28 protein-coding genes are annotated in these 20,431 nt (G+C 48.1%); 1 reads left to right on the top strand and 27 read right to left on the bottom strand.

Annotated features, from left to right (window positions below; all coding sequences use genetic code 11):
• Positions 1-3: 3 nt before the first annotated feature.
• The 19 genes from gpG to M2387_RS21225 form a co-directional block, all read right to left on the bottom strand.
• A complete protein-coding gene (gene gpG, locus M2387_RS21315) occupies positions 4-402 on the bottom strand; it encodes a phage tail assembly chaperone G (protein WP_259052445.1) in 399 nt (132 codons plus the stop codon).
• 54 nt (positions 403-456) lie between these two features.
• Complete coding sequence (locus M2387_RS21310) at positions 457-1,200, bottom strand: phage tail protein (RefSeq protein ID WP_259052443.1); 744 nt, start codon at positions 1,198-1,200, stop codon at positions 457-459.
• A gap of 9 nt (positions 1,201-1,209) precedes the next feature.
• The gene (locus M2387_RS21305) at positions 1,210-1,608 is read right to left on the bottom strand and encodes a phage minor tail U family protein (RefSeq protein ID WP_259052441.1); all 399 of its coding nucleotides are present in this window, start codon (positions 1,606-1,608) and stop codon (positions 1,210-1,212) included.
• Entirely contained in the window at positions 1,605-2,189 is a 585-nt protein-coding gene (locus tag M2387_RS21300) for a phage tail protein (protein WP_259052440.1), read from the bottom strand. Before M2387_RS21300 ends, M2387_RS21305 begins: the two co-directional genes overlap by 4 nt.
• A 10-nt stretch (positions 2,190-2,199) precedes the next feature.
• Positions 2,200-2,553, bottom strand: a complete 354-nt coding sequence (locus tag M2387_RS21295; RefSeq protein ID WP_259052439.1) for a head-tail joining protein — start codon at positions 2,551-2,553, stop codon at positions 2,200-2,202.
• 10 nt (positions 2,554-2,563) lie between these two features.
• A complete protein-coding gene (gene gpFI, locus M2387_RS21290; RefSeq protein WP_259052438.1) occupies positions 2,564-2,956 on the bottom strand; it encodes a DNA-packaging protein FI in 393 nt (130 codons plus the stop codon).
• A 43-nt stretch (positions 2,957-2,999) separates the two neighbouring features.
• Positions 3,000-4,025 (bottom strand): major capsid protein, encoded by a 1,026-nt coding sequence (locus M2387_RS21285; RefSeq protein ID WP_259052437.1) that lies wholly within the window; start codon positions 4,023-4,025, stop codon positions 3,000-3,002.
• Between the two features lie 68 nt (positions 4,026-4,093).
• Complete coding sequence (locus M2387_RS21280; RefSeq protein WP_259052435.1) at positions 4,094-4,426, bottom strand: head decoration protein; 333 nt, start codon at positions 4,424-4,426, stop codon at positions 4,094-4,096.
• Between the two features lie 9 nt (positions 4,427-4,435).
• Positions 4,436-5,764 carry a S49 family peptidase gene (locus M2387_RS21275; RefSeq protein WP_259052477.1) on the bottom strand — a complete coding sequence of 443 codons (1,329 nt, stop codon included), beginning with the start codon at positions 5,762-5,764 and terminating at the stop codon, positions 4,436-4,438.
• The gene (locus M2387_RS21270) at positions 5,745-7,337 is read right to left on the bottom strand and encodes a phage portal protein (RefSeq protein ID WP_259052433.1); all 1,593 of its coding nucleotides are present in this window, start codon (positions 7,335-7,337) and stop codon (positions 5,745-5,747) included. The genes M2387_RS21275 and M2387_RS21270 overlap by 20 nt, the downstream gene beginning before the upstream one ends.
• The gene (locus M2387_RS21265; RefSeq protein WP_259052432.1) at positions 7,334-7,540 is read right to left on the bottom strand and encodes a phage head-tail joining protein; all 207 of its coding nucleotides are present in this window, start codon (positions 7,538-7,540) and stop codon (positions 7,334-7,336) included. Before M2387_RS21265 ends, M2387_RS21270 begins: the two co-directional genes overlap by 4 nt.
• Positions 7,540-9,462 (bottom strand): phage terminase large subunit family protein, encoded by a 1,923-nt coding sequence (locus M2387_RS21260; RefSeq protein WP_259052430.1) that lies wholly within the window; start codon positions 9,460-9,462, stop codon positions 7,540-7,542. Before M2387_RS21260 ends, M2387_RS21265 begins: the two co-directional genes overlap by 1 nt.
• Positions 9,437-9,982 carry a terminase small subunit gene (locus tag M2387_RS21255; protein ID WP_259052427.1) on the bottom strand — a complete coding sequence of 182 codons (546 nt, stop codon included), beginning with the start codon at positions 9,980-9,982 and terminating at the stop codon, positions 9,437-9,439. The genes M2387_RS21260 and M2387_RS21255 overlap by 26 nt, the downstream gene beginning before the upstream one ends.
• 277 nt (positions 9,983-10,259) lie before the next feature.
• Positions 10,260-10,721 carry a hypothetical protein gene (locus M2387_RS21250; protein WP_259052426.1) on the bottom strand — a complete coding sequence of 154 codons (462 nt, stop codon included), beginning with the start codon at positions 10,719-10,721 and terminating at the stop codon, positions 10,260-10,262.
• A gap of 28 nt (positions 10,722-10,749) precedes the next feature.
• On the bottom strand, positions 10,750-10,932 hold the full coding sequence (locus M2387_RS21245; protein ID WP_259052425.1) for a hypothetical protein: 183 nt from the start codon (positions 10,930-10,932) through the stop codon (positions 10,750-10,752).
• 11 nt (positions 10,933-10,943) lie between these two features.
• Positions 10,944-11,426 (bottom strand): lysis protein, encoded by a 483-nt coding sequence (locus M2387_RS21240; protein WP_259052424.1) that lies wholly within the window; start codon positions 11,424-11,426, stop codon positions 10,944-10,946.
• Complete coding sequence (locus M2387_RS21235; protein ID WP_259052423.1) at positions 11,423-11,959, bottom strand: lysozyme; 537 nt, start codon at positions 11,957-11,959, stop codon at positions 11,423-11,425. Before M2387_RS21235 ends, M2387_RS21240 begins: the two co-directional genes overlap by 4 nt.
• Entirely contained in the window at positions 11,940-12,200 is a 261-nt protein-coding gene (locus M2387_RS21230; protein WP_259052422.1) for a phage holin family protein, read from the bottom strand. Before M2387_RS21230 ends, M2387_RS21235 begins: the two co-directional genes overlap by 20 nt.
• A 175-nt stretch (positions 12,201-12,375) precedes the next feature.
• Positions 12,376-12,696, bottom strand: a complete 321-nt coding sequence (locus M2387_RS21225; RefSeq protein ID WP_259052421.1) for a hypothetical protein — start codon at positions 12,694-12,696, stop codon at positions 12,376-12,378.
• 369 nt (positions 12,697-13,065) lie between these two features.
• On the opposite strand from M2387_RS21225, the gene M2387_RS21220 reads away from it, so the two are divergent.
• Positions 13,066-14,196, top strand: coding sequence for an SDH family Clp fold serine proteinase (locus M2387_RS21220; protein ID WP_259052419.1), 1,131 nt, complete (start codon positions 13,066-13,068; stop codon positions 14,194-14,196).
• Positions 14,197-14,412: 216 nt separating this feature from the next.
• Here the strand turns inward: M2387_RS21220 and M2387_RS21215 are convergent, their stop codons facing one another.
• The 8 genes from M2387_RS21215 to M2387_RS21180 form a co-directional block, all read right to left on the bottom strand.
• Positions 14,413-14,763 carry an antiterminator Q family protein gene (locus M2387_RS21215; RefSeq protein WP_259052417.1) on the bottom strand — a complete coding sequence of 117 codons (351 nt, stop codon included), beginning with the start codon at positions 14,761-14,763 and terminating at the stop codon, positions 14,413-14,415.
• A 9-nt stretch (positions 14,764-14,772) separates the two neighbouring features.
• A complete protein-coding gene (locus M2387_RS21210) occupies positions 14,773-15,807 on the bottom strand; it encodes a DUF968 domain-containing protein (protein ID WP_259052414.1) in 1,035 nt (344 codons plus the stop codon).
• A gap of 71 nt (positions 15,808-15,878) precedes the next feature.
• A complete protein-coding gene (locus tag M2387_RS21205; RefSeq protein ID WP_259052476.1) occupies positions 15,879-17,693 on the bottom strand; it encodes a Dam family site-specific DNA-(adenine-N6)-methyltransferase in 1,815 nt (604 codons plus the stop codon).
• Positions 17,690-18,145 carry a MarR family transcriptional regulator gene (locus M2387_RS21200; protein WP_259052413.1) on the bottom strand — a complete coding sequence of 152 codons (456 nt, stop codon included), beginning with the start codon at positions 18,143-18,145 and terminating at the stop codon, positions 17,690-17,692. Before M2387_RS21200 ends, M2387_RS21205 begins: the two co-directional genes overlap by 4 nt.
• Positions 18,142-19,254 carry a conserved phage C-terminal domain-containing protein gene (locus tag M2387_RS21195; protein ID WP_259052412.1) on the bottom strand — a complete coding sequence of 371 codons (1,113 nt, stop codon included), beginning with the start codon at positions 19,252-19,254 and terminating at the stop codon, positions 18,142-18,144. The genes M2387_RS21200 and M2387_RS21195 overlap by 4 nt, the downstream gene beginning before the upstream one ends.
• Positions 19,251-19,418: a DUF4222 domain-containing protein gene (locus M2387_RS21190; protein WP_259052411.1), complete on the bottom strand. Its 168-nt coding sequence runs from the start codon at positions 19,416-19,418 to the stop codon at positions 19,251-19,253. The genes M2387_RS21195 and M2387_RS21190 overlap by 4 nt, the downstream gene beginning before the upstream one ends.
• 193 nt (positions 19,419-19,611) lie before the next feature.
• On the bottom strand, positions 19,612-20,160 hold the full coding sequence (locus tag M2387_RS21185; RefSeq protein WP_259052410.1) for a YmfL family putative regulatory protein: 549 nt from the start codon (positions 20,158-20,160) through the stop codon (positions 19,612-19,614).
• Between the two features lie 24 nt (positions 20,161-20,184).
• On the bottom strand, positions 20,185-20,382 hold the full coding sequence (locus M2387_RS21180) for a Cro/CI family transcriptional regulator (RefSeq protein WP_259052409.1): 198 nt from the start codon (positions 20,380-20,382) through the stop codon (positions 20,185-20,187).
• Positions 20,383-20,431: the final 49 nt, after the last annotated feature.

Below are 20,431 nucleotides of genomic sequence, written 5' to 3'. Positions count from 1 at the left end.
CGGCTATTTTGCCAGTGGTTTGTCCGTGTCCGGAGAACCCTCTTCTTCCTGCTCAGCATCCTTCGGTTCTGGATTTTTAGGCACCATATCGCTCAAAATCAGTATTTTTTCCACTGCCTGATTGATGGCTTCAGACGACCAGGTCTGTGAAACCTCCCGCTTAAGGTCATCCACTTTTGATTCAGGCTTACTGTTACTGATTGAATGGGCAACCAGCCACACGTTGACATTAAGGTTTAACTTCATCTGCCAGGTTTGCAGCTTTATCCCGGTCAGGTCTTTTGGCGGGCTGGCTTCCAAGTCTGCCAGATATTCAAAATACTCTAAGCGTTGCAGGGCTGACAGTTCATACAACACAACCGACGAGTCGAGGATGGGTAATTCTTCTTTTTTAAGAAACATAAAAAACACCTGTAAAAAAGGCTCCGTGCGGAGCCTGTGAGAGGGGGGTTGAAATCAGGTTGCTGTGATGGTTTGTCGGGATGATGCCACTAAGTTTCCGTCAGCGGTCATCGCGATAACATCTATCGCCCCAACAGCCACACCTCTGACTGTTGCCACATTGCCTTGAGCGGTTACAGTCGCAAGGGCTGGATTAGAGGACGCAATGCGAACCGTTTTATCTGAAGCATTCGCAGGCAGAATGTTAAAGGTAACGGTTGCCGTCTTGCCCACCGCCACGCTTCCGGTTGCTGGGCTAGCGGTCATGCTCGCTACAGCAATGACGGCAGGGCGCATATCTTCAGCCAGTGAAGGCTTGCCAGAGTTAGTGATTTTAATCGTTCGGGTAATCACCTCTTTTGCTGCAACCGCTTTACCCAGGGCGCTCACCCAACCACGGAAAACATCAACAGCGCCATTCGGATACTTGATTTTGTATCCACGGATATCACCTTGATTAAACCAGTCAGCCAATGATTGCTGACCTGCTTCACCGGGTTTCCATGCCAGCGTAACTGACGTATCCCCTGCTGACTTTTCACCCTGTGCAGAGCTGCTCCAGTCTGCATTATCATCATCAATATAGGTATCATCGTATGATTCAGCGGTCATCTCTCCCGGCGTCAAATCTTTGACTTTTGCCAGTCGAGTCCAGTCGGTATCACTCAGCGGGTTTGCATAGGGATCGCCCGCGCCGCTATAAACCCAGAACGTAGTACCGGCACCTTTAACAGGTGCCAGCGGATTTGGTGTTGCCATATAAAATCCTTACATTTCATAGTTAATTAAATATTTCATATCAGCTGAACTCCACTGCCCCATATCGTCATCACGCTGATAGTCATATCCCTGCTGAACCATCAGGGTGATCAGGTCACCAAGACCATCCACTTCTGAAATAGCCGGGTAGACTTGCGCTTCCATCCACTCATCCAATTCAGAATCAGGCACCTGTGCCGGTAAAAAGACTTCAATATGTAATGTTGCCGACCAGCTATCTGCATCCAGCTCCGCGCCGGTGTACTCAGCATCCGTGAGGTAAACGGCAACAGCGGGAAAATCATCTTCTTCAATGACTGCCGGACGTCCATCGAAAAAAATTGCACTCTTCCCGATCCCTTTTTCAAGAGCATCAATGAAAGCTTGTCGTATAAGAGAATGTTTCATCGCTTCAGATATAACCTCAATTGTTGTTTAAGGGCGTATCCCAGTTGCTTTGGCATTTCTTCTTCAAGCATGCGTTTTTTTTCCCGCTCAAATGCTGTTGTGAGAGGTTCTGCCATCGGAATTTTTACAACATCAATCGGATACCGACTTTTCCCCGCGATACGCTGCATGACATGCCATCGTCCGTTCGCTAACTGCTGGATAAAACCATTACGGAACACATAGCGCCCGATACGAAGCACACTGTTTTTTCTGGCAATCGGTCCTTTGCGGCGCGTTGTTCTGACCTGTGCCGCACCCAATTTGATGGCGGGAAGATTTCCCCTGTTAACCTTGATTTTTGCGGTAGAGCGCCCGGTGGCTGATGCCTTACTCACCCTCACCCTTTGCTTAACCAGCTTTAGCGGAATACCTTTAGCCCGGTTATCCCCTGCTACAGTTTCTTTTGCCACTTGCCGTGTTGCGACAGATACCCCGCTAGCAGCGACCCGGTTAATCGCCCATGCACTGGCTTGAGGAACCATAATCCGGGTGAGACTGTTCAGGTTTTCGATGGCTTGCTGAAGTCCTTTAACCGTCATTACTGACTCCTTAGCGCCGTCGACTGCTTGCAGGAGGTGATCCGCGACCCAAAAAGATATGACAAGAGCCGCAATCATCCGGGCCGATACGGTCGATCCAGAAACTCTCGCCATTAATGGTCAGTGTGTCCGCGCGCTGTAATTGGCTAACGAGGGAGGTTTTAACAAAAAGAGTTGGGTTAGTGCTCTCAATTCGAATACCGCTGCCAGGGTAGCTGATATTTTCAGGGTCATCGAAAACACCCGCTATAACAGCATCTTTCATCGCTCCACTGGTGATATGTATCGGGGAGGCCATCGTTTCCAGAATAGTGTTGTCTGCACGTGAAATCGCGGCATCAAAAATATTATCAAAATTAACCACAGCGCCACCTTTAGTGTTCGCGGGCTAAACCCAGATTGATCAGTGAAGTAGCTTCCTGTTGAAGAATGCGAATAGCCACACCTGGCTCAACAATCATCAACTTTTCATTACGCGTTTCATGCAGCGCTTCAATGTGTAAAGTGACCAGCGTTTCAACCAAAACCAGCTCATCTGCGGTTAAGCCCTGAGTAGTTTTCTCAGATACTTGCTGATCCTGAACTCCACCAGCAGGTTTCATAAGAAGTATACCCGCCCCTTCATCGCCATCATCCTCATCACCAAGCTCTTCCTCCAGCTCAGCAACTCGTAATGTTAAATCTTCCTTCGAACCGGTCAGAATAACCTCACGGTTCAGCTTCTTACCCAGTTCCGTTAGCCGGGTAACCAATTCATCTTTGTTCATGAAATTTACTCCAGAAAAGATAAAGGCCCCGAAGGGCCATCAATTACGCCAGTTTTACAGAAACAAATTCATCCGGGTCGGCAAGCAGCATCAGAGGAGCAGACTGGATCATGGTGAATTCACGCGCAGGGTCACCTGTCTGTACCCAGTTCTTCGGATAACGTGTTGATGCGTTGATACCTTCACGCTGAGCGTCCGCATCCTGAATACAACCATAGGTCCGAAGGCCACGCGCCTGAGTATTACCCAGCACCATAGTCAGGTCAGGAAGGTAGTTCTTTTTAGCATCAGCTTCGATGTACTGTCCGGAGTAAACCACGATGGCCACATCGCCATACATGCCTTTGTAAGACACAGCTTTACCTAGGTCTTTTAAGGCTGTTTCAAGCTCTGAGTGAGAACCACGACGTGTGTCCAGTTTTTCCTTCACTGCTTTGAAGGAACGGAATAGCGCCCAGCCTTTAGGATCGAACACAATAATGTTAATTACACCACTGGCATTCAGTGCATAGGCTTCAATATCGTCAGTAGGATCATAGGTTTCTTTGTCGCGAGTAGACCATGCTGCCGCACCAGCCTGAATGATGTTATTACCGGCGCTCCGACCGGTATCGACTTCAACCGGTTCAAAACCCTCCCCTGTCATGGTGTATTTCCCGTTTAAAACCACGGCAACGGCTTGTTTTTCTTCCACCTGGGCAATCGCCAGCTCTTCATCCTTCATATTCTGAAGAATGATGCGACGGCGGCGATAAGCTGGGTCAGTAAGGTTTTGTGGGTCTTCATCAGGGAGGCGGCGCAGTGTCATCTGCGTGTTTACTTCATGCTTCGGTTTGACATACCCCGGTGTAAATTCAGAAGTTGCGCCACCGCGGGAACGAATAACTTTGCCGGAAACAATAGGCGATACATATAACGCCATGTTCACCATGCCTGGAATCTGAGAAAGATAAACTTTCTCGGTGGAAAATGGATAACTTTCGCGGAAGAAGATACGCAGGAAAAGCGGATCAAACTTGAACTTCTTCTCATTGACCGCCAGTAATTGGGCTGTAGTGTAAATTGACATAAATTTTTCCCGTAAAAAAAGCCGCTTTTGCGGCTCTCATGGATGATGATTGGTTTTCAGATAAGGGGTCAGACGACACTGATCCCAGTACCGACAAAAGCATTACGTTTTTTATTTTCATCGGTTACAGCAGCAGGCCAGAGAACATCCTCAATACGGAAAGAGCCTGACTTGTAAACATTCAGCATCGCGCTGTTTTGATCGGCTGACAGCGCCAGAATACTTACTGCCTCTCCGGCTTTACTGCCGTCCCAGGCAACCAACTTATTTGATGTTGCATCAAGCATCAGGGGCGTCATTGCCGGAGTCGCTGCCGTCAGCTTGCCGGGCGCCGTTGCAGTATGTGCCGGGTCACTGTTTCCAAGCGGTTGTTTGTGGACAAAAGTTTCGGTAATAGCCATAAGAGCCTCTTATACGGGGGTGTTTAATAAATCGTTGTCAGCATTCATGGATGAGGCATCAGCAGATACCGCGCCAGGTGCAGACTCCATCAGACGATCGAGCGCGGTATCTGTACGAGCCAGGGCACTTACTGGCGCTGATGCAAGAATGCGTTGAGCGCCTTCAATAGTCATACCAGGGGTTTCAGCCAGGACACGGGCTTGTGGCTCTCGCCCTTTTGCTTCATCACAATTCAAAATGCCCATAATGCGGCTATTTTCTGCTGTTACTGCCGCCAGTACCTGCGCATTAACATCCGGTTCAGATTTTGCTGCCAGATCAGTAAGCGGTGTGGCTACGGCACTGTCGTTCGTCGTAACGGTCGCTGATGGAAGGGTTGAAACCGCAGAGTCGGTTGGATTTGGCATACTTACTCCTGAGAAAGATTTTTTTCGTTGGTCAAGTGATTCACGCATCACATTAAGTGCGTCGATATTGTTAACCAGTTCATCGGCCAGGCCGTTGTCGACTGATTCCTGCCCGGAAAAAACGGCTGCTTCAGTGTTCAGTACATCCTGAACACTCAATCCGGTATAGCTTGAAACTTTTTCGGCAAACATCTGACGGGCAGCATCAATACGCGCCTGAAAATCTGCCCGTACATCTTCGGGTAACTTCTCGTAGGGATTGCCCTTTACCTTGTGTTCACCACTGTAAATCAGCGTGACTTCAACGCCGTTGGTCTTGAGGGCTGCACCATAATTGCTGTGAGCCATCATGACGCCGATAGAACCGGTTTTAGCCGTCTGAGTAACAAGTCGACGACTGGCAGCACTCGCGATAAGTTGCCCCGCACTACAGTTCATATCGTTGGCTAACGCCCAGACCGGTTTAATTTCACGCATTCTGGCAATAACATCAGCACAATCGAAAGCACCAGCGACCATTCCGCCTGGTGTGTCCATATCCAGGAGAATGCCATCAACACCCGGATCGCTGATGGCTTGCTGCATCCGGGCAATGATCCCGTTGTAACCCGTCATGCCGGAATAAGGCTGGAGAGAGCGAGTTTTACTGACCAGCGTTCCTGATATGGGTAAAACGGCAATACCATTCGTTACCAGATAGCTCCGCGTTGGGCGCGTTCCCACATCGTCATCATCACCAAACAGGGCGAGCGGCTCTGATATCTGCTCAGGCCCCAGGCTAATACCCGAGACCGTATCGGTCAGCCGGGTAATACCAAGCTGTCCGGCAAGCGCGCAAAAGAAAACCCGCGCATAGGCGGGCTCAAGAAGTAGCGGCTCATTAAAGGCCAGGCTGGCGATATGTGGGAGATTACGCAACTCTGGCGTCATCATTCTCCTCCTCATTAGATTTTTTCAACCCTGAATTAAAAGCAGCGGCTGCCCAGGCTGGCGGTTTTAACCCGGCCGCTCTTCGCTCCATTGTTTCACGGACCTGTTGAGCGAAAACTTCCTGATAATCATCGCCGCGTTTAGCACACTCTTTTTCGTAGGTGCTTAACCCCGCCTCAATCAGCATAACGGCCTCCTGAACCTCCTTGAGACCGTCAATCGCCATGCGCCCGGAACCAATCCAGTCACAGTTACCCCATGCGCTGCGGGCTTCCTGAAAGCTGTATCGTGCTTTCGATGGCAAAGTGACGATACGGCGAACAATCGCCTCTTCCAGCCAGCAAAGAAACATCTGACATGACTGGCGAGAAGCAACAAATTTACGGCGGCCCATAAAGAACGCCCACGACTCATTAGCACTTGCGCGGGCTGTCGAATAACTCATTTGAGAATAATTTCTCGACAACTGCTCGTAGGAAACACCTAGCCCGGCAGAGATATAGCGAAGCAGCGATTGTTCAAACGTCGAAAATCCGTTATCCGTATCCTGCGCTGATTGCAGATTCAGAGAGTCACCCGGCATCAGATGTGGAACCTTTGCCCCACCCAGTCGCACGGGTGCTGCTGAGTAGTAGGCAGAAATTTCACCAAGCCAACCGGTCAGCTTGTCACTTTGCTCTTTGTTGTTAGCACCAAGAATGAAATCCATCGCTGACTGGGTATCCAGTTCGCTCTCAATAGTCGCGGCATACATTGCTTTAACGATAGCGCTCTGTAATTGTGTATTTTGCAGCGTATCGAGCATTTTCATCTGCTCCATCACACTGTAAAACACGTTAGCCCCTCGGGTCTGACCATCTTCAGTCGGTTCAAAAACATGGATAAATGAAGGTCTACCTCCAGGCAACTCACGCGGTATGTAAGTCCATTTTTGGGAGGACCATCCGGGGTAACTATCCTCACTGACGTAATAGCCCAAGGCGGCACCGCTGTTATTGATCTGCACGCCAGCACGGCAATTACGGGAATCACCCGTATTATTGGGATTACTGACCCGTTTCGGGCTCACCATTTTAAACTGGGTTCGGAAAAGTCGGGATGCGCTACTGTCCCATGTTGGCTGTACACAGAGCTCTCCGTTAAATGCATGCGTCGCTACACCTTCACGGACCATCATCGTAAACGTGCGCTTGCGTTCAGCATCGATATAGCAGCAGTCATCCTCCGCAAACTCTTTCCAGGCGGCTTCGACTTCTCGCGAAAATGCCCGCGCCTCTTCTTCATCAATTCCCAGAAATCGCCAGCTAGGCCGATAACTGAGCCGGAAAAAAGAACCAACAATATGATCCTGGTGAAGCTGGATGGCATTAGCTGCATAACCGTTATTGCGCACCAGGTCATCAGCACGCGCATTACCCCGTGAAAAATTCGGAAGCAATGCAGCATCAGGGCTTTCGCTGGGTGGATTCCATGCACGTAACTGACCACCAAAGCCACCAGAACCGCCATGATAACCCGCGTACTCACGCAAACCCGTTTTCCCGTCAGGACCTAATAATGCGGGTATTTTCATACGAAAAATCCTGCCGGACCCCGGCGTCGTGGTGTGGTACCAACTTGAACTTCAAGCTCGGTAATGTATTTTTTCAGGTCAGAAACGGAAGTAGCCGTAAACTCTACTTTGCGACCGTCTTTTTGTACTGTCGCGACCCGCTTCCCCATCATCAGGTCATGTAATGCAACCTTGGCAGAATCGAGTTCAGACTGTGTTGCCATTATTCTTCTCCGGCTAATTCCCGGGCGTAGTCCGCCAGAGTTTTTATTTTTTTACGTGTATGTTCTTCCTCCAGCAGACTGGCCAGAAGAACATCAAGATTAAGTTGCCAGCGTGAGATGCTGATCCTCAGAGCGGCTAACGCATAAACAAAACAGTCAAGAGCCTCGTTGCGTCGTTTTTTACTGTCCCAGACTATCTTTTTCTGGCCATCCACCCATTTCTCTACCTGCTCTTCAGCCGTCAGTTGCTGAGCTTCAGCGAGATCATAAATTTCTGGGTTATTGGGGAAATGAACAGCACCTGCAAGTGGTTCGCTGTCATGTGTGATAAGCGTAAAACGATTATAGATTTGCTCTTTTGCCGTATCGGTCCCGACCTCTGTCAGATAAACGCCGCTCTTATTGCGCTTACGGGGCATATTCGCGACCGGCTTACCGTACACGGAGGCACCTTTAATGGGGATCACCCGAAATAAACCGAGCTTTTTAGAGCGGTCATAAACAATGGTCGGGTCTATGCCACCGATGTCCCAGCAAATGCGGGATATCGACATTTCGACACTATTTGACCGTGAATAGGTTTTCCCGATAGCTTCGTCCACCCTTAACAGCGTGGACTCATCATCATGGCGGCCCATAATGATTACGCGATCGATTAACCAGCTTTCTTCACCCGGCCCCCAGCCCCAGACGCGCATTTCATAGCGGTCTAGCTGTGAGTCAATGCCTGCTGTAAGATAGGCGACACGGTCAGGAACAGCAGAGGTAAAGTGTTCTTTTCGCTCAGCCATCACATCGGCATCAGGCCGTTCACCAATCTTCGGCTCCCATGTTTCGCCAAGAGTTGTATTAGTAAAGGTTTTACGTTTACCAACATCACCTTTGGTTTTTATCCAGTCTTTTACAATCTGTACCCAGGTTGTAAACGGGCTGTACGCGGTCCAGATATGAAAAGTAACGCTGTCAGGTGGATCTATTTCTGTACCTTTGGACGAGAGCCAGGTTAATCCATCCCGCGTCCATATACCGGTCACATCGCAAATATAACGAGCCTCTGTAAAGTCCAGTTCCTGTTGCTTAATCACGCAGGCGTTATGTTCACAAAGATAATAAACACTGGATGGCTCACCGGGGTTCCACTTAAAACCAAATGCCGCTTCCCTGTCGCCAAATTTCAGATATTGCTCTTCGCTACAATGCGGACAGCGAACATGAAACCGCATAAAGTGCTCTGATTCTTTAGCGGCACGCTCTATCTGGCAGGTTCCTTTTAGCTTTGGTGTTGAGCCACGTATTGATTTTGGCCAGACAGAACCTTCAATGCGTTTGTCACCCAGGAATGTGGGTGATCCTTCTTTTTCAATGTCATCATCAAATGCGGCTAACTCATCATATCCGGCAACGTCTACCGACTTTTCACGATAGTTTGCTGCCGCCTTACCACCTAAGCACCAAAAACCACGACCATTAGAAAAACGCTTCATTTCTAACGTGTTATATCGATTTTTTTTGCCATACCAGGGTGCAAGTGCCAGCAGGGAGGGAACATCACGTATCGTCGGCTCGACATGAGACTTCATAAAGTTCTCAGCATCACCGTCAGTAGGTAACCAGAGCAATGAATTTCGCTGCTTGTGTACAATGAAGTATGCATATACGCCAAGCAACATTTTTGAATAACCCACACGGGCAGATTTAACGACATTCACCTCACGGATGGAGTCATTACCCATAGTATTTATTATTGCGCACTGAAAAGGCAGAGTAACCCAGCGCCCTTCCTGATAAGAGGACTCTTTAGGAAGATAATAGTTATCGTCAACCCATTCCACGGCTGTTTGTGGTTCAGGACGATACAGTGACCTAAGCCCTGCCCGAGCAGAATTCTGCAGTCCATTAACCTGACTTTTCGATATATTCACTCAGCAACCCCGGTATTAAATCATCCAGAGCAGCTGCTTTGTTCATGGCTTTGATGATGTCCTTCTTCAGGAAATCAATATGTCGGTTTTCCAGCTCCGGAAAGCGCCGCTGAACCGACAGAGGAACCCCATCGAGAATACTGGCAATTTCTCCGGCTATCCGCGACAGCACGAACGTGCAGAATGCGGTCTCAACCACTTCAGCGGTATCTTTAGCATTTTTCAGTTCCTGTGCATCGGCCTGGGCTTTTGTAAGCCGGTAGCGCTCATAATCGATGGTGCCTGGCTGAAGATCGGAGTCACTAATGCTCTTGAGTTCATCAACCTCTTTTCGCAATTTTTCATTCTCGATAGTGGCATCACGCTCTGAACACCACCCGATCGTTTCAGAAGTTTCATAAAGAACCTCATTGCCCTTACCACCACCCCGTAACACGGGCATTCCCTGATCCTGCCAGTTCTGGATAGTTCGCACGCTGACGCCGAAAATCTCAGAAAGCTGCTTCTTGTTAACCTCCATGGCTCACTCCTTGCGCAAAAATGGAGAACGGAAACGATAGATGGTGATCTGTCTGATTTGAGGGCCTGCTGCTTCCTTTCTTTTTGTGGGGTAGTTATTTTAAAAACAACAAGTTACGGAGAAGAAGAACAGAAACGGCAAAAACCCAGAAATTTTCATAAATAGCGAGAATCCGCGAGGTCGCCGCCCCGTAATGACTCTAAGTACTGGAAAGGACCCATAACGATAGTAATTATCATTATCACAGACACTCAGCGAATGTCTGTTGTAATGCCATCTATCGACGGTAAAGCAAGCCACCAGGATTTTTCTCTGATTTAATTAAACTCTTAATAGTTGATTGAATACCCTCCTTAAGAAGACCAAGAATAGAAGCCCTGATTAACTCAATATCTGCAGAGTTAGCTTCAGACTTGGCTGTTAATGATGCTAACGATTCCGCACGAGCAGTGGCCTGAATTGCTTGCTCAGTAGTCGTGGCAATAAGAGCGTTGGCTTGGAGCTGGATATTCCAACCCATAGATACACCGCCATCCTTACCGCCTAACTTACCGAGTTTATTGTCAGTGGCTGTATGCACTGACAGACTTAAAGGGAAATACTCTGGCACTCCGTTAACGCGGTTACGAACCCCGCATTCATCGTAATACGCAACGCCAGCGGGGCTGTGAAGCTCATAACCATCAAGTGCACAAACAACGCGTAGGCTACCCATGACTTCATTCAGAGTTAGTTTCATTGTCATCCCTTTGGCCTAATGTCTTCTATCAGCGATGGCTGCATGCTTCTGCTTGACTAACGATCGCCGCTTGCAGCGCCTGTACTTGAGCGCTCAACGAGGCATTGTTATCTGCTAATGCCTGCAATTGCTGCTCAACACCAATTTGCCACTCGGTTTTATCCTGAGCGCTAATGGTGCCACTAAAGGTGATACTTGCATTCTTATCCATAGTTAACCTCGTCACTTAAGGCACTGCTGCCTGATGTAGTCCTGCAAGTAATTCACTTGCTTTGTGATGGTTGCGATTCCATCTCTGAGACGGAAATAATTAAGTTCAGCATCAACTGTAAGTCTTGGGCTTTCTCCATCGCCCAGGCTGCTGGCGGTGGAGGAGTCACCCTTTGAACAGGTGGCGTTGAGCTGCAACTTACGCTTGCCAGTAGCGATATCAGCACGCAGCCTTTCATTCTCTGACCTTGCATCGGCTAATTCTCCGGTGTACTTGGCATCAAGCGCGGCAACATTCCGCTGTCGTACCTGCATATCGTTGATAGTGTCCAGTCGCTGTTGTGCCAATGACTCAGCATCGTCAGCTCTCTTCTTTTCCGACTTGGTTTCCTGTTTCTGGGATTCGTATAACCCGCTGTAGTGATTGGCTGAGTAGATAAGGCCGCCAGCGAAGCAGACTAGGAGTGCGATTGATGCCAGGTGATACCATTTCATTGACCTATCCCCCAACAAACTAACGCTGATTCTTGGTCTCTGCGTGATACCTGCCCGAAACAATTATTAGAGCGAATACGGCAATCTTTCCCACCGTCTTTAATCCACCAGCGGATAGCTTCACAAGCGCCTTTGGTATCACCGGCATTCATGCGCTTATAGAACGTAGACGGGAAACACTTACCGGGGCCAATGTTGTACGGACAGAAACTGGCAATACCTGCCTTCTGAGACTCAGTTAGTGGTACTTTGATATTGCGATCCACCCAAGCCAAGGCTTTATCGCGCTCAAGAGCATTAACCTGGTTGCATTTCTCAGTAGTCAACTTCATGCCTTTAACTACCGGCTTGCCATCTACCATCGTGGCGCCACGGCAGATAGTCCAGATTGGAGGCTTTGCGCTATCAAGATAAGCTGTATCGTGATTCCCCTCTTTCTCATCCAAAAACTGGTCGAGAATAACTGGGGCCGATGCACCAGCAACTATCAGAGCAATAACCGCCGCACTAAGTTTATTTTTGAGGGAGGCCATTAACTCGGTCCTCTCGTTCTTTACGTCTGTAGTACCAGTTCACGCCACAGGTAACGACCGTGCACGCAATACCGACAATGATCGCCCAATCACTCAGGGTCAGTCCCGCTATTTTGTCGGCCAAAATCCATACCCCTATTTTTGTTGTGTCGGCGTATGCCTTAGCTGAGACACCGCAGCCCGTCAGTGCGGTCCCGGTGCCGTATGAGAGTCTGCTATATAAAGTGCTCATTCTTTTCATGGCCTCACCTCCGTTAGTCGGACGGTGCTGTATAGGTGAAAGGATGCGCCTCATCCATTGCGTTAATAGATAAGTTGGTTAGCTGTATGGGTAAGCGCAAATGAAAAAGCCTAGCGGTTAGCTAGGCTCAGATAAGAAAAAACCCGCAGTACGGGACCTTAGATAAATTGTTTTACTATCCTTGCTGGCACTTAACTGTTTTAAGCGACTCCAACTGATTCAATCGGTTCTGTGCCTTCTTGCGTGCTTCGCCTTTAGCCATTCCATTTCCGATACCAAAGTCGCCCAGCGCACCGAGAACTGTTCTTCCATCAAATTCACCAGTCTGCTCAATTTCAGCCTGAATGCTTTTCACCTTAGCGATTTCCTGAGTTATTGCTTTGCAGTCAAATGAAGATGCTTCTTCACCTGTAACGTTAGATGCTTGAGGATATTGCTTTGTGGCGCAACCCGCCAAAAGCAATACACCGCACGCTACCATCATTATTTTTTTCATTTTTTTGAATTATTCCCATCTGTTATTGTTCGGAATAATCTTAACATTAAAAAACAACAACCCTAATAACCACTGCATTACTTCCGCATTATATTTTCTGCCACTAATCGTAGTGGCCACGCTCATGCCCTTGAGGTTGCGTCGCTTCATTGCCGCTGATAACCGGTGCGCGTCTGGCCTTCGCGCTGCTCTACCGGAGCTTGTTTTGATATAAGAACCTTAACCCGTCACTACACAGGCTCGCCGTTACTTTGCGACTCAGGGCTGCATCATGACAGCAGCATAGCCTTTCGGCGCGGTCTAACCGCTTTACCACTTCATTTTCAGAGCTTCAGAAACGATAAATCCTGATGAGGCGGAGCTTCTAATGTGTTAAGCGTTGTGTCTACTGGAACACTATTACCACAATATATTGTGATATGCGTACGCGTTAGTATTTTTTTGTTGTTTCTTAGATTTTGTCGAATTATTATCCGAGAATATAAACAGTGCAAAAAAACAAAAATAGAAGAAGAGAGAATGTACGCGAATCGCAAGGATTTGTACGGACGCTTAGAAGATATGCGTGGTTCAAAAGTGATTTGTTTTGTAACTGGCGACAAACCAGGTATGGAAACTCAGATTCACAGCGACGTATTCGATTATTTCGTCAATCATCTAGATATCATTGGGGTAGTACCCAAAATTAGCTTATTCATTTACACTCGCGGCGGTGACACACTTACAGCTTGGAGCCTAATTAACTTGATTCGCCAGTTCTGTGATGAACTAGAAGTTATAATTCCTTCTAAATGCCATAGTTCTGGGACAATCATGTCCTTAGGCGCTAACTCGATCATCATGACTAAGCAAGCCACCTTAGGGCCAATCGATCCAAGCATTACAACGCCACTTAATCCATCTGCGTTCATAAATGGACAAGAGATTAAGCTGCCTGTAAGTGTTGAAGACATAAAAGGATATCTTGCTCTCGCTACAGAAGAGCTTAAGATTTCTGATGCTGCATCTCTTTCCCAATTGCTTCTTTCTTTGGGTGAAAAAGTTCATCCATTGGTGCTGGGAAAAGTTTATCGCTCTAAATCTCAAATTCAGATGCTTGCTACCAAACTTTTATCTCACCAGATAAAAGACCCTGAGAAAATCGTAAATATTGTTAACTTTTTATGCAGCGACTCAGGAAGCCATGACTATACTATTAGTAGACGTGAGGCTGAAAATGAATTAGGCCTAAATATTGAGAAACCAGGTTCTGAATTATATAGTCTTATCAAAGAGATATATGAAGATATAAAAAGCGAATTAAGACTTGGAGAACCATTCAATCCTTCTGCTTTCTTGGGACAAGACCAAGAAGCTACATTTAGCCTTCCGCGCGCGATTGTCGAAGCGAAAGAGTCTTGTTCATACCAGTTCAGGACGGAAGGAATAGTACGCGATGTAGGACACTTGTCCATTCAGCATAATATTACTAGTGAAGGGTGGGGTAAATATGAACAATAATACATTAACGAGCGGAGTGGGTTACAAGCCCTATTCAAATAGTTCCGCCCCAAGGATGCCTAGCTCGAGTTCAGCAAACAATTCTGGAATGCATCATACCATTGTAGGTGTAAGCCAGAACTCAGGGTCTCAGTCTTCGAGCGCTTCGAATCATACAAAACGTTGATGAAACTTATATAGCGCATCATTATCTACATTGATGCGCTATATCCTGTTTTAAGTTCCATCAACTATGCAGATAACTCCTTCAACAAAACCCAATGCTGTTTGCATATCTTTCCTAACAGTACCATCTGAACACTTTCTTTTCTTTGCGATAGCTCTTAGTGAAATGCCAATAACAAAATGAGCTATGACTAGCTCGTGTTCTTCTGGTTTATATTTTTTCAACCTTGCTATACAGCCATCAATCATAATACCTTCATCATCATCACATTGAGTTCGTGATTTTTTGCCGTGTGGTATTAATCCTTTAAAACCAGCTGCAATAGGTTGCCAGTCTACACCACTATTCTCTGAAGCAGCCCAAGCACCCCAACGATCTAGAACATCATACATATCACGCATAATTTTTCCTTACGCCAGAACGCCGAGCGCATAAGCCCGGTCCAGCAATCTGATTATCATTTCTGGCTGTGTGCCGTGCTTCTGCTCGAATGCCTGTATATCCCGGTGCAATTCATCGTGGTGCTGTCTGCACAGAGGGAGCACCAGGATATCGTGCGCTTTAGTACCCATTCCACCCTGCCCCCATCCAATCAAGTGATGAGGGTCATCAGCTGTCTGTCCACAGCATGCACATGGTTGGGTCTTCACCCATTTGAGATACTTGGCGCTTTCCCAGCGGATACGCTTTGGCCTGGCAAATAGTGTTTGAGGTGATTCCGGATCAACCGCCAGAGTGACAACCGGCTTAGGCAATGGGGTCAGTGGGTCACGGTTGAGATGGGGATCTACACGGTCACGAAAAATCACCGAGGAAGGTATTGATGGTGGTGCAATATCGCTTTCTTTCATCACTTCAGGGGAAGTCTCAACAGGAAAGCGTAGGGCTCTGCGTGCAAGTTCATCTGTGATTGCATTCGGGATTTTTCGGTAGATGGCCCACCAGCAAATTTCAGCGACCGACAATACGCGCTCAGAGTTATAACCCAGATCGGTCAGAATGCTAAATATCACCCAGTCAATGACGTTCTTGCTGGCTATATCGCCCAATTGCTCAGTGAAATGGTCACGAAGTTTGTTATCACATGCCCAGCACACAGCAATTGCGCCAGGTTCATGTCTCATCGTTACCAGCTCACGGAAATGGTAATCAGTATGTTCCCACTGGCAGTGTTTTACCTGCTTTAACAGCCAGCTTTCTAATGAATTGATACCACCAGCAGCATTGATTACTCGCTCGTCGATGAAAAATGACACCAGTAACGGATCCTCAGCTAATGGCTGTCTGGCGTCCGGAACCCGGCCAACAGGTAGACTTTTCATATCAACTGGTTCGGACTCAATCAAAACGCGGCCTGATGAGAAAAGAGGCAACAGGTCACGGCTAGGCTTGAGTATCACTTGTCCAAGCTGGTGGATCACAATAGGGGTAAGCAATGCTCTCACTCATCCCCCTTATGCGCTGGACACGATGAAAAAACCTGACCGTTCATATTTAATTGATTCATACGATATCCTCAGAGTATTGCCAAAATGTCAGACGCACGGGCGCGATCACCTCTGCATGAAATACTGCGGCGCCCGTTGACTGAGTGAAGAGTAAAGCCGTGCTGCTGGTACAGGTCGGCTATTTTTGGTGCGCCTGAATTAGAGATAATGACCGTGGCGCCACGTTGGTGGGCAGCAACACAATTAGTCGCTAACTTCTCCTGGGCATCCCAGTTAAAGCCACCAGCAGCGTACCCAGTGAATCCTGTGGTATCAGGCAATGGCTCATACGGGGGATCGCAGTAAACCACATCACCCTCACCGGCCAGCGCCAGGGTGCGGGAAAACTCCGCATTCAAGAAAACGCAGTTATGCGACATATCAGAGAATTTACGCAGCTCCGCTTCAGGGAAATAAGGCGCTTTATACTTGCCGTAGCCAACATTGAATTGATACTGTTGGTTATATCGCATTAGGCCATTGAAGCAGTGCTTGTTCAGATAGATAAACGCAGCGGCTCTCTCAATACCGTCCAGGCAGTGGTTATTAAACTCAGTCCTGATAGCGTAAAAGTCCTCTTCCGTGTTCATCCTTTCAAATATCCACTTTGCCCGGGCGATAACCTCATCTGGTGCAACGCTGAGCATCTGATACGTCAAGATAAGGTCACTATTTGCATCAGCCAGCAGGAAATTACTGTGACGGTCTGAATTGAGGAATACGGATCCGCCTCCTACAAAGGGTTCAATTAGCCGAAGGCCAGCGGGAATATGTGCGAATAGCTCATTGAGTGCTGAAAACTTACCACCAGCCCACTTGAGGAAAGGACGTTGAATCGCTTTATGTTCGGGAACTGGCAGAGCTGCCGTGATTTGCTCACCCAGCCAACGCATGACCGGTACAGCCATGCTATTGCCGATAGCTTTATAGCGTGGACCATCTGGGCACTCAGCAGCATCTTTGCCGCGCCAGATGATTTTTGTGTGGTTATCGGGAAACCCCATCTGCCGCTCATTCTCAACCGGCATTAAGTGTCTAATTTGGCCTGCTTGCGTAACAGCGTAAGTTTCTCTGTCATCGAGAGAGCCTGCCCCTCTTGCTGTAAGACAAACAGGCACGGGCGTCTGCTTTGTCGGGGGATTAACCCGGCGCATGCTTTCGGACTCAAAAAGTATTTTTGCGGGATCGATGTCTGTTCGAGCGCTTCCAACAAGAAGAATTCTTGAGCGTCGTTGGGCCACTCCGAAGTATTGAGCATCAAAGGTTCTCCAGGCCAGTTTGCGCTGTCGTCCAATAACAGCACCACGCTTTGCCCAGACTGGAATGTGCTTACCGGTTTCTTTATTCCAGCGCCAGAATTTGCCGTGTGATCCCTTTGGAGGTCGTGGACCAGGTTCGAACGGCTCAACTTCTCCAGCCAGTCCTGCAAGAAAGTATCCGAATGCATTGTCCTTCGATGAGAACGCCCCTGTGACATTTTCCCAGGTGATGATTGCGGGGCTTTCTCCGTGTTCATGGCGTTTTTCGTCGATGGCATTAGCTAGTTCCACAAATGATAAAGTGAGTTTCCCGCGGGGATCCGCAAGTCCATTTCTGAGTCCACCAATCGAATATGACTGGCACGGCGTCCCGCCGACTAAAATATCGGGCGCTTCGGTTGCACCAGCACGCACAGACTCAGCAATTTTGGTCATATCCCCGAGATTTTTAACGTCGGGCCAGTGACTGGCTAAAACCGCTGATGGGAATTTCTCTATCTCAGAGAACCAAGCAGCTTTCCAGCCTAATGATTCCCAGGCAACGCTGGCAGCTTCAATGCCACTGCAAACCGATCCGTATCTCATAACCAAATCCCCACGCGATTGGTGCCAGCCTTGAAAATAATCAACTCTTCGCGCAATCTGACATCGCCAGTAACATCCAGCAGTTCCAGCGATAAGCGCGATGCACGTCGAAATAAGCCCTTGGCTTGCAGCTCTTTTACCTGCTCGAATCGACGCTGCCACTCATCAATACTGATTGCTTCACGATTCAAAGGCAGCTCCAGCAAATTAGCTGTCTTGGTTTCAACCTCTTCAGGTAATGGGCGAATAACCTGCCCGTGGACAATGCGATATTCAAATCGCTTATTGCACCCGGCAGTGCGGATCAGACGCCCTTCCCGGACCAGTATTGGAAGCGTTGACGATATTGCGGAGCGTGATAATTCCGGTAGCGCAGCAATGATGTCGCTCATTTGCGTGTCAGGGTTCTGGATGATGTAATTCAGGATTAGCTTCTGAGCTGGAGTTCTCATGATGCGATCCTCGCCGAATCTTCTTCGCTGGCCTGAGCCACTGCCTGAGACCAAATACCTCTCCACGTAGCTCGAGCTGCAACTTCACCCAGGCGTCCTGGAAAACTGGCTTTTCCAGCGAGTTCTTTCGCTATCTCTTCGAGTCTGTTTGCTGGCTTGCGGCGGAGCTGGATCAGGTTTGTGTATGCCTCTTCACGCCCGGCGATATCAATTGCAGGCGTGGTGCTCTTGCAGTCTGGACGGCCAGCAGACTCCCAGGCCTTAGCAGCAATCAAATTGGAAGAGAATTTATCCGAAGAAAAAATCCTGCCCGGGTTAAGCCCTTTTGAGTATTTGGTACCCATCCAGCACCCTACGAGATGTTCAATCACAACCATCGCATCTTGCTTGGTAGCAGTCTCATTACGAAGACGAGCTCTGATGTGCTGCAAGTTCCCGTCTGTTGGTTCAAATTTAACGCCAGTGAGGTTTGTGAGGTGCTGCAATACCTCGGTTGCTTCTCTGGTTAATTTCTTAGAAATAAATTCCTCTCCGTCTGCTGGCCCAGCCAGCTGACAAGAGGGTTTATTGATCTGTGAGTCTCTATCTGCGTCTAGATCTGTATAAAGATAGGATTCCGCGACTTCGCGGCATTGTTTCCGCGGTTCTGCGGTCTCCATTCCGCACTTCTGCGATTCCGATTCCACAGCTTCGCGTTTTCCATTCCGCGCTTTCGCGGAGTCCATAGCTGGCGGGAATATTTTAGATATCAGCGCGTCAGAATCAATGATTCGATAGTGTGTTGTAGGTGTCCCGTTAACCTTTTGGCTTTTTGTTTCAATAATTCCAGCAAGGTACTTTTTCTCTATCTTTCCTACCAACCGCAGGACCTGATCTTCACTCAGAACCTCAAGGTCTGCCCCCATTTCCCTGTGAGACTTATAGAACCACCCATCACCGCAAGATGAATCAACGCCAGACCAGAACACAATCTGATTTAATAATGCTGCCAAGGGAAAGGCCTGCTGATCGCTACCAAAAAACTTCAGGTACGGACGGGGGATGACTATTACGTTCTTTTGTCCAGACATTGCCTGAACAACGTCAAAAATCCTGTTATTAGTGCTCATTCATCAACCCGCCTGTATTTCTTCTGGAATTGCTCGACGGGCAACATGCAGTCGTGCTCGTAGCCAGGCTCTCGGAATATGACCCACTGTTTTTGTCTGTCATACCCAATGACGTGGACGGTTCGACCCCGCCAGTCGATGTAGTACCGGTCAAGTTCTTCCACGCCTTAAGCCCCTCAGCGTTCATATCCGCAAATGCTCGCTCTATCTGACCTACCAGTGCAGGCTGGTTCTGGTAGTTGTCAGCACCGTCAGCTGTGAGTAATCTCTGTTCGTAGCCGAACGGGGAATCTCCTACTAACGGACAGCATCTGAATTGCGTTGCTGGCCTGAATCGGTTTACACTGTTCATGCGTATTAGTTCTCCACAAAAGACTCATTCGCCACGACGCCCGGAGCTGCACACTCGCGGGCGTCACTCTTTCTCTGGCACACAAACGTATCTACCGCGTGATCCACCACACCATTCAACGCCATGAACCCAAAGAAACCCTGCATGCTGTAACGCAAGTAGCGCTTAAATTTGTTGGTAATATCCCTGCTCTCATGCCGATCAACCACGCCATCAGCAATGGCCTGTATTTTTGCTATAGAGAATTCACCTTGAGCAGCCGCAATATTCATCTCGTTTTGATAGAGACAAACATTGTCCAAGCATTCCAATGGAGGAATATCAACCAGCAGACGTTTAACTCTCGATGCAGAATACTCAGCAAAAAAAGCGGTACCGGATAACTCCTGCATCAGTTCCAGTTCATCAAGGGTAAAGAAGCGAGAGCCGCATTTGCGGTATGCGTGATTGTTGAATACGTCAACAGTCATACCGAGATCAGCAGCCATCCCCGGTTTCCCTGCTGGATGCGCCTTACACATTTCCCGTATTGCTTCGTTTATTGTGTCTACCATTTCCGTTTCTCCTGGTAGTTACTGTTATTTTTTGGTGTCGCTATTCTTCAAATAAAGACGTTGGTCATACTGCAGTTTGCTACGAGTTAATTTCTCAATCCTTAGTGCTTGCCGTTCTGGGATAATTACTCCCCAACGACAAACTGCTGGGTGAGATATTCCTAACGCAACAGCAGTTTTTGCAACTCCACCAAAGTGGTTTACAACATCAGTTTTAAACATGGCTTCTCTCCGTTGATGATTTCGTAAAGGTAACAAAAGGTACATTAAA

Origin of the sequence: Klebsiella sp. BIGb0407, assembly GCF_024807845.1 — a bacterium.
Taxonomy (GTDB): domain Bacteria; phylum Pseudomonadota; class Gammaproteobacteria; order Enterobacterales; family Enterobacteriaceae; genus JGM124.
The sequence above is the reverse complement of the archived record's forward strand: the minus strand, read 5'-3'. Positions and strand labels throughout refer to the sequence as shown.

Bases quoted from the DNA above. Each gene is read 5' to 3' on its own strand.
- gpG (WP_259052445.1), bottom strand. From the start codon at position 402: ATGTTTCTTAAAAAAGAAGAATTACCCATCCTCGACTCGTCGGTTGTG.
- M2387_RS21310 (WP_259052443.1), bottom strand. From the start codon at position 1,200: ATGGCAACACCAAATCCGCTGGCACCTGTTAAAGGTGCCGGTACTACG.
- M2387_RS21305 (WP_259052441.1), bottom strand. From the start codon at position 1,608: ATGAAACATTCTCTTATACGACAAGCTTTCATTGATGCTCTTGAAAAA.
- M2387_RS21300 (WP_259052440.1), bottom strand. From the start codon at position 2,189: ATGACGGTTAAAGGACTTCAGCAAGCCATCGAAAACCTGAACAGTCTC.
- gpFI (WP_259052438.1), bottom strand. From the start codon at position 2,956: ATGAACAAAGATGAATTGGTTACCCGGCTAACGGAACTGGGTAAGAAG.
- M2387_RS21285 (WP_259052437.1), bottom strand. From the start codon at position 4,025: ATGTCAATTTACACTACAGCCCAATTACTGGCGGTCAATGAGAAGAAG.
- M2387_RS21280 (WP_259052435.1), bottom strand. From the start codon at position 4,426: ATGGCTATTACCGAAACTTTTGTCCACAAACAACCGCTTGGAAACAGT.
- M2387_RS21275 (WP_259052477.1), bottom strand. From the start codon at position 5,764: ATGACGCCAGAGTTGCGTAATCTCCCACATATCGCCAGCCTGGCCTTT.
- M2387_RS21270 (WP_259052433.1), bottom strand. From the start codon at position 7,337: ATGAAAATACCCGCATTATTAGGTCCTGACGGGAAAACGGGTTTGCGT.
- M2387_RS21265 (WP_259052432.1), bottom strand. From the start codon at position 7,540: ATGGCAACACAGTCTGAACTCGATTCTGCCAAGGTTGCATTACATGAC.
- M2387_RS21255 (WP_259052427.1), bottom strand. From the start codon at position 9,982: ATGGAGGTTAACAAGAAGCAGCTTTCTGAGATTTTCGGCGTCAGCGTG.
- M2387_RS21250 (WP_259052426.1), bottom strand. From the start codon at position 10,721: ATGAAACTAACTCTGAATGAAGTCATGGGTAGCCTACGCGTTGTTTGT.
- M2387_RS21245 (WP_259052425.1), bottom strand. From the start codon at position 10,932: ATGGATAAGAATGCAAGTATCACCTTTAGTGGCACCATTAGCGCTCAG.
- M2387_RS21240 (WP_259052424.1), bottom strand. From the start codon at position 11,426: ATGAAATGGTATCACCTGGCATCAATCGCACTCCTAGTCTGCTTCGCT.
- M2387_RS21235 (WP_259052423.1), bottom strand. From the start codon at position 11,959: ATGGCCTCCCTCAAAAATAAACTTAGTGCGGCGGTTATTGCTCTGATA.
- M2387_RS21230 (WP_259052422.1), bottom strand. From the start codon at position 12,200: ATGAAAAGAATGAGCACTTTATATAGCAGACTCTCATACGGCACCGGG.
- M2387_RS21225 (WP_259052421.1), bottom strand. From the start codon at position 12,696: ATGAAAAAAATAATGATGGTAGCGTGCGGTGTATTGCTTTTGGCGGGT.
- M2387_RS21215 (WP_259052417.1), bottom strand. From the start codon at position 14,763: ATGCGTGATATGTATGATGTTCTAGATCGTTGGGGTGCTTGGGCTGCT.
- M2387_RS21205 (WP_259052476.1), bottom strand. From the start codon at position 17,693: ATGAGATACGGATCGGTTTGCAGTGGCATTGAAGCTGCCAGCGTTGCC.
- M2387_RS21200 (WP_259052413.1), bottom strand. From the start codon at position 18,145: ATGAGAACTCCAGCTCAGAAGCTAATCCTGAATTACATCATCCAGAAC.
- M2387_RS21195 (WP_259052412.1), bottom strand. From the start codon at position 19,254: ATGAGCACTAATAACAGGATTTTTGACGTTGTTCAGGCAATGTCTGGA.
- M2387_RS21185 (WP_259052410.1), bottom strand. From the start codon at position 20,160: ATGGTAGACACAATAAACGAAGCAATACGGGAAATGTGTAAGGCGCAT.
- M2387_RS21180 (WP_259052409.1), bottom strand. From the start codon at position 20,382: ATGTTTAAAACTGATGTTGTAAACCACTTTGGTGGAGTTGCAAAAACT.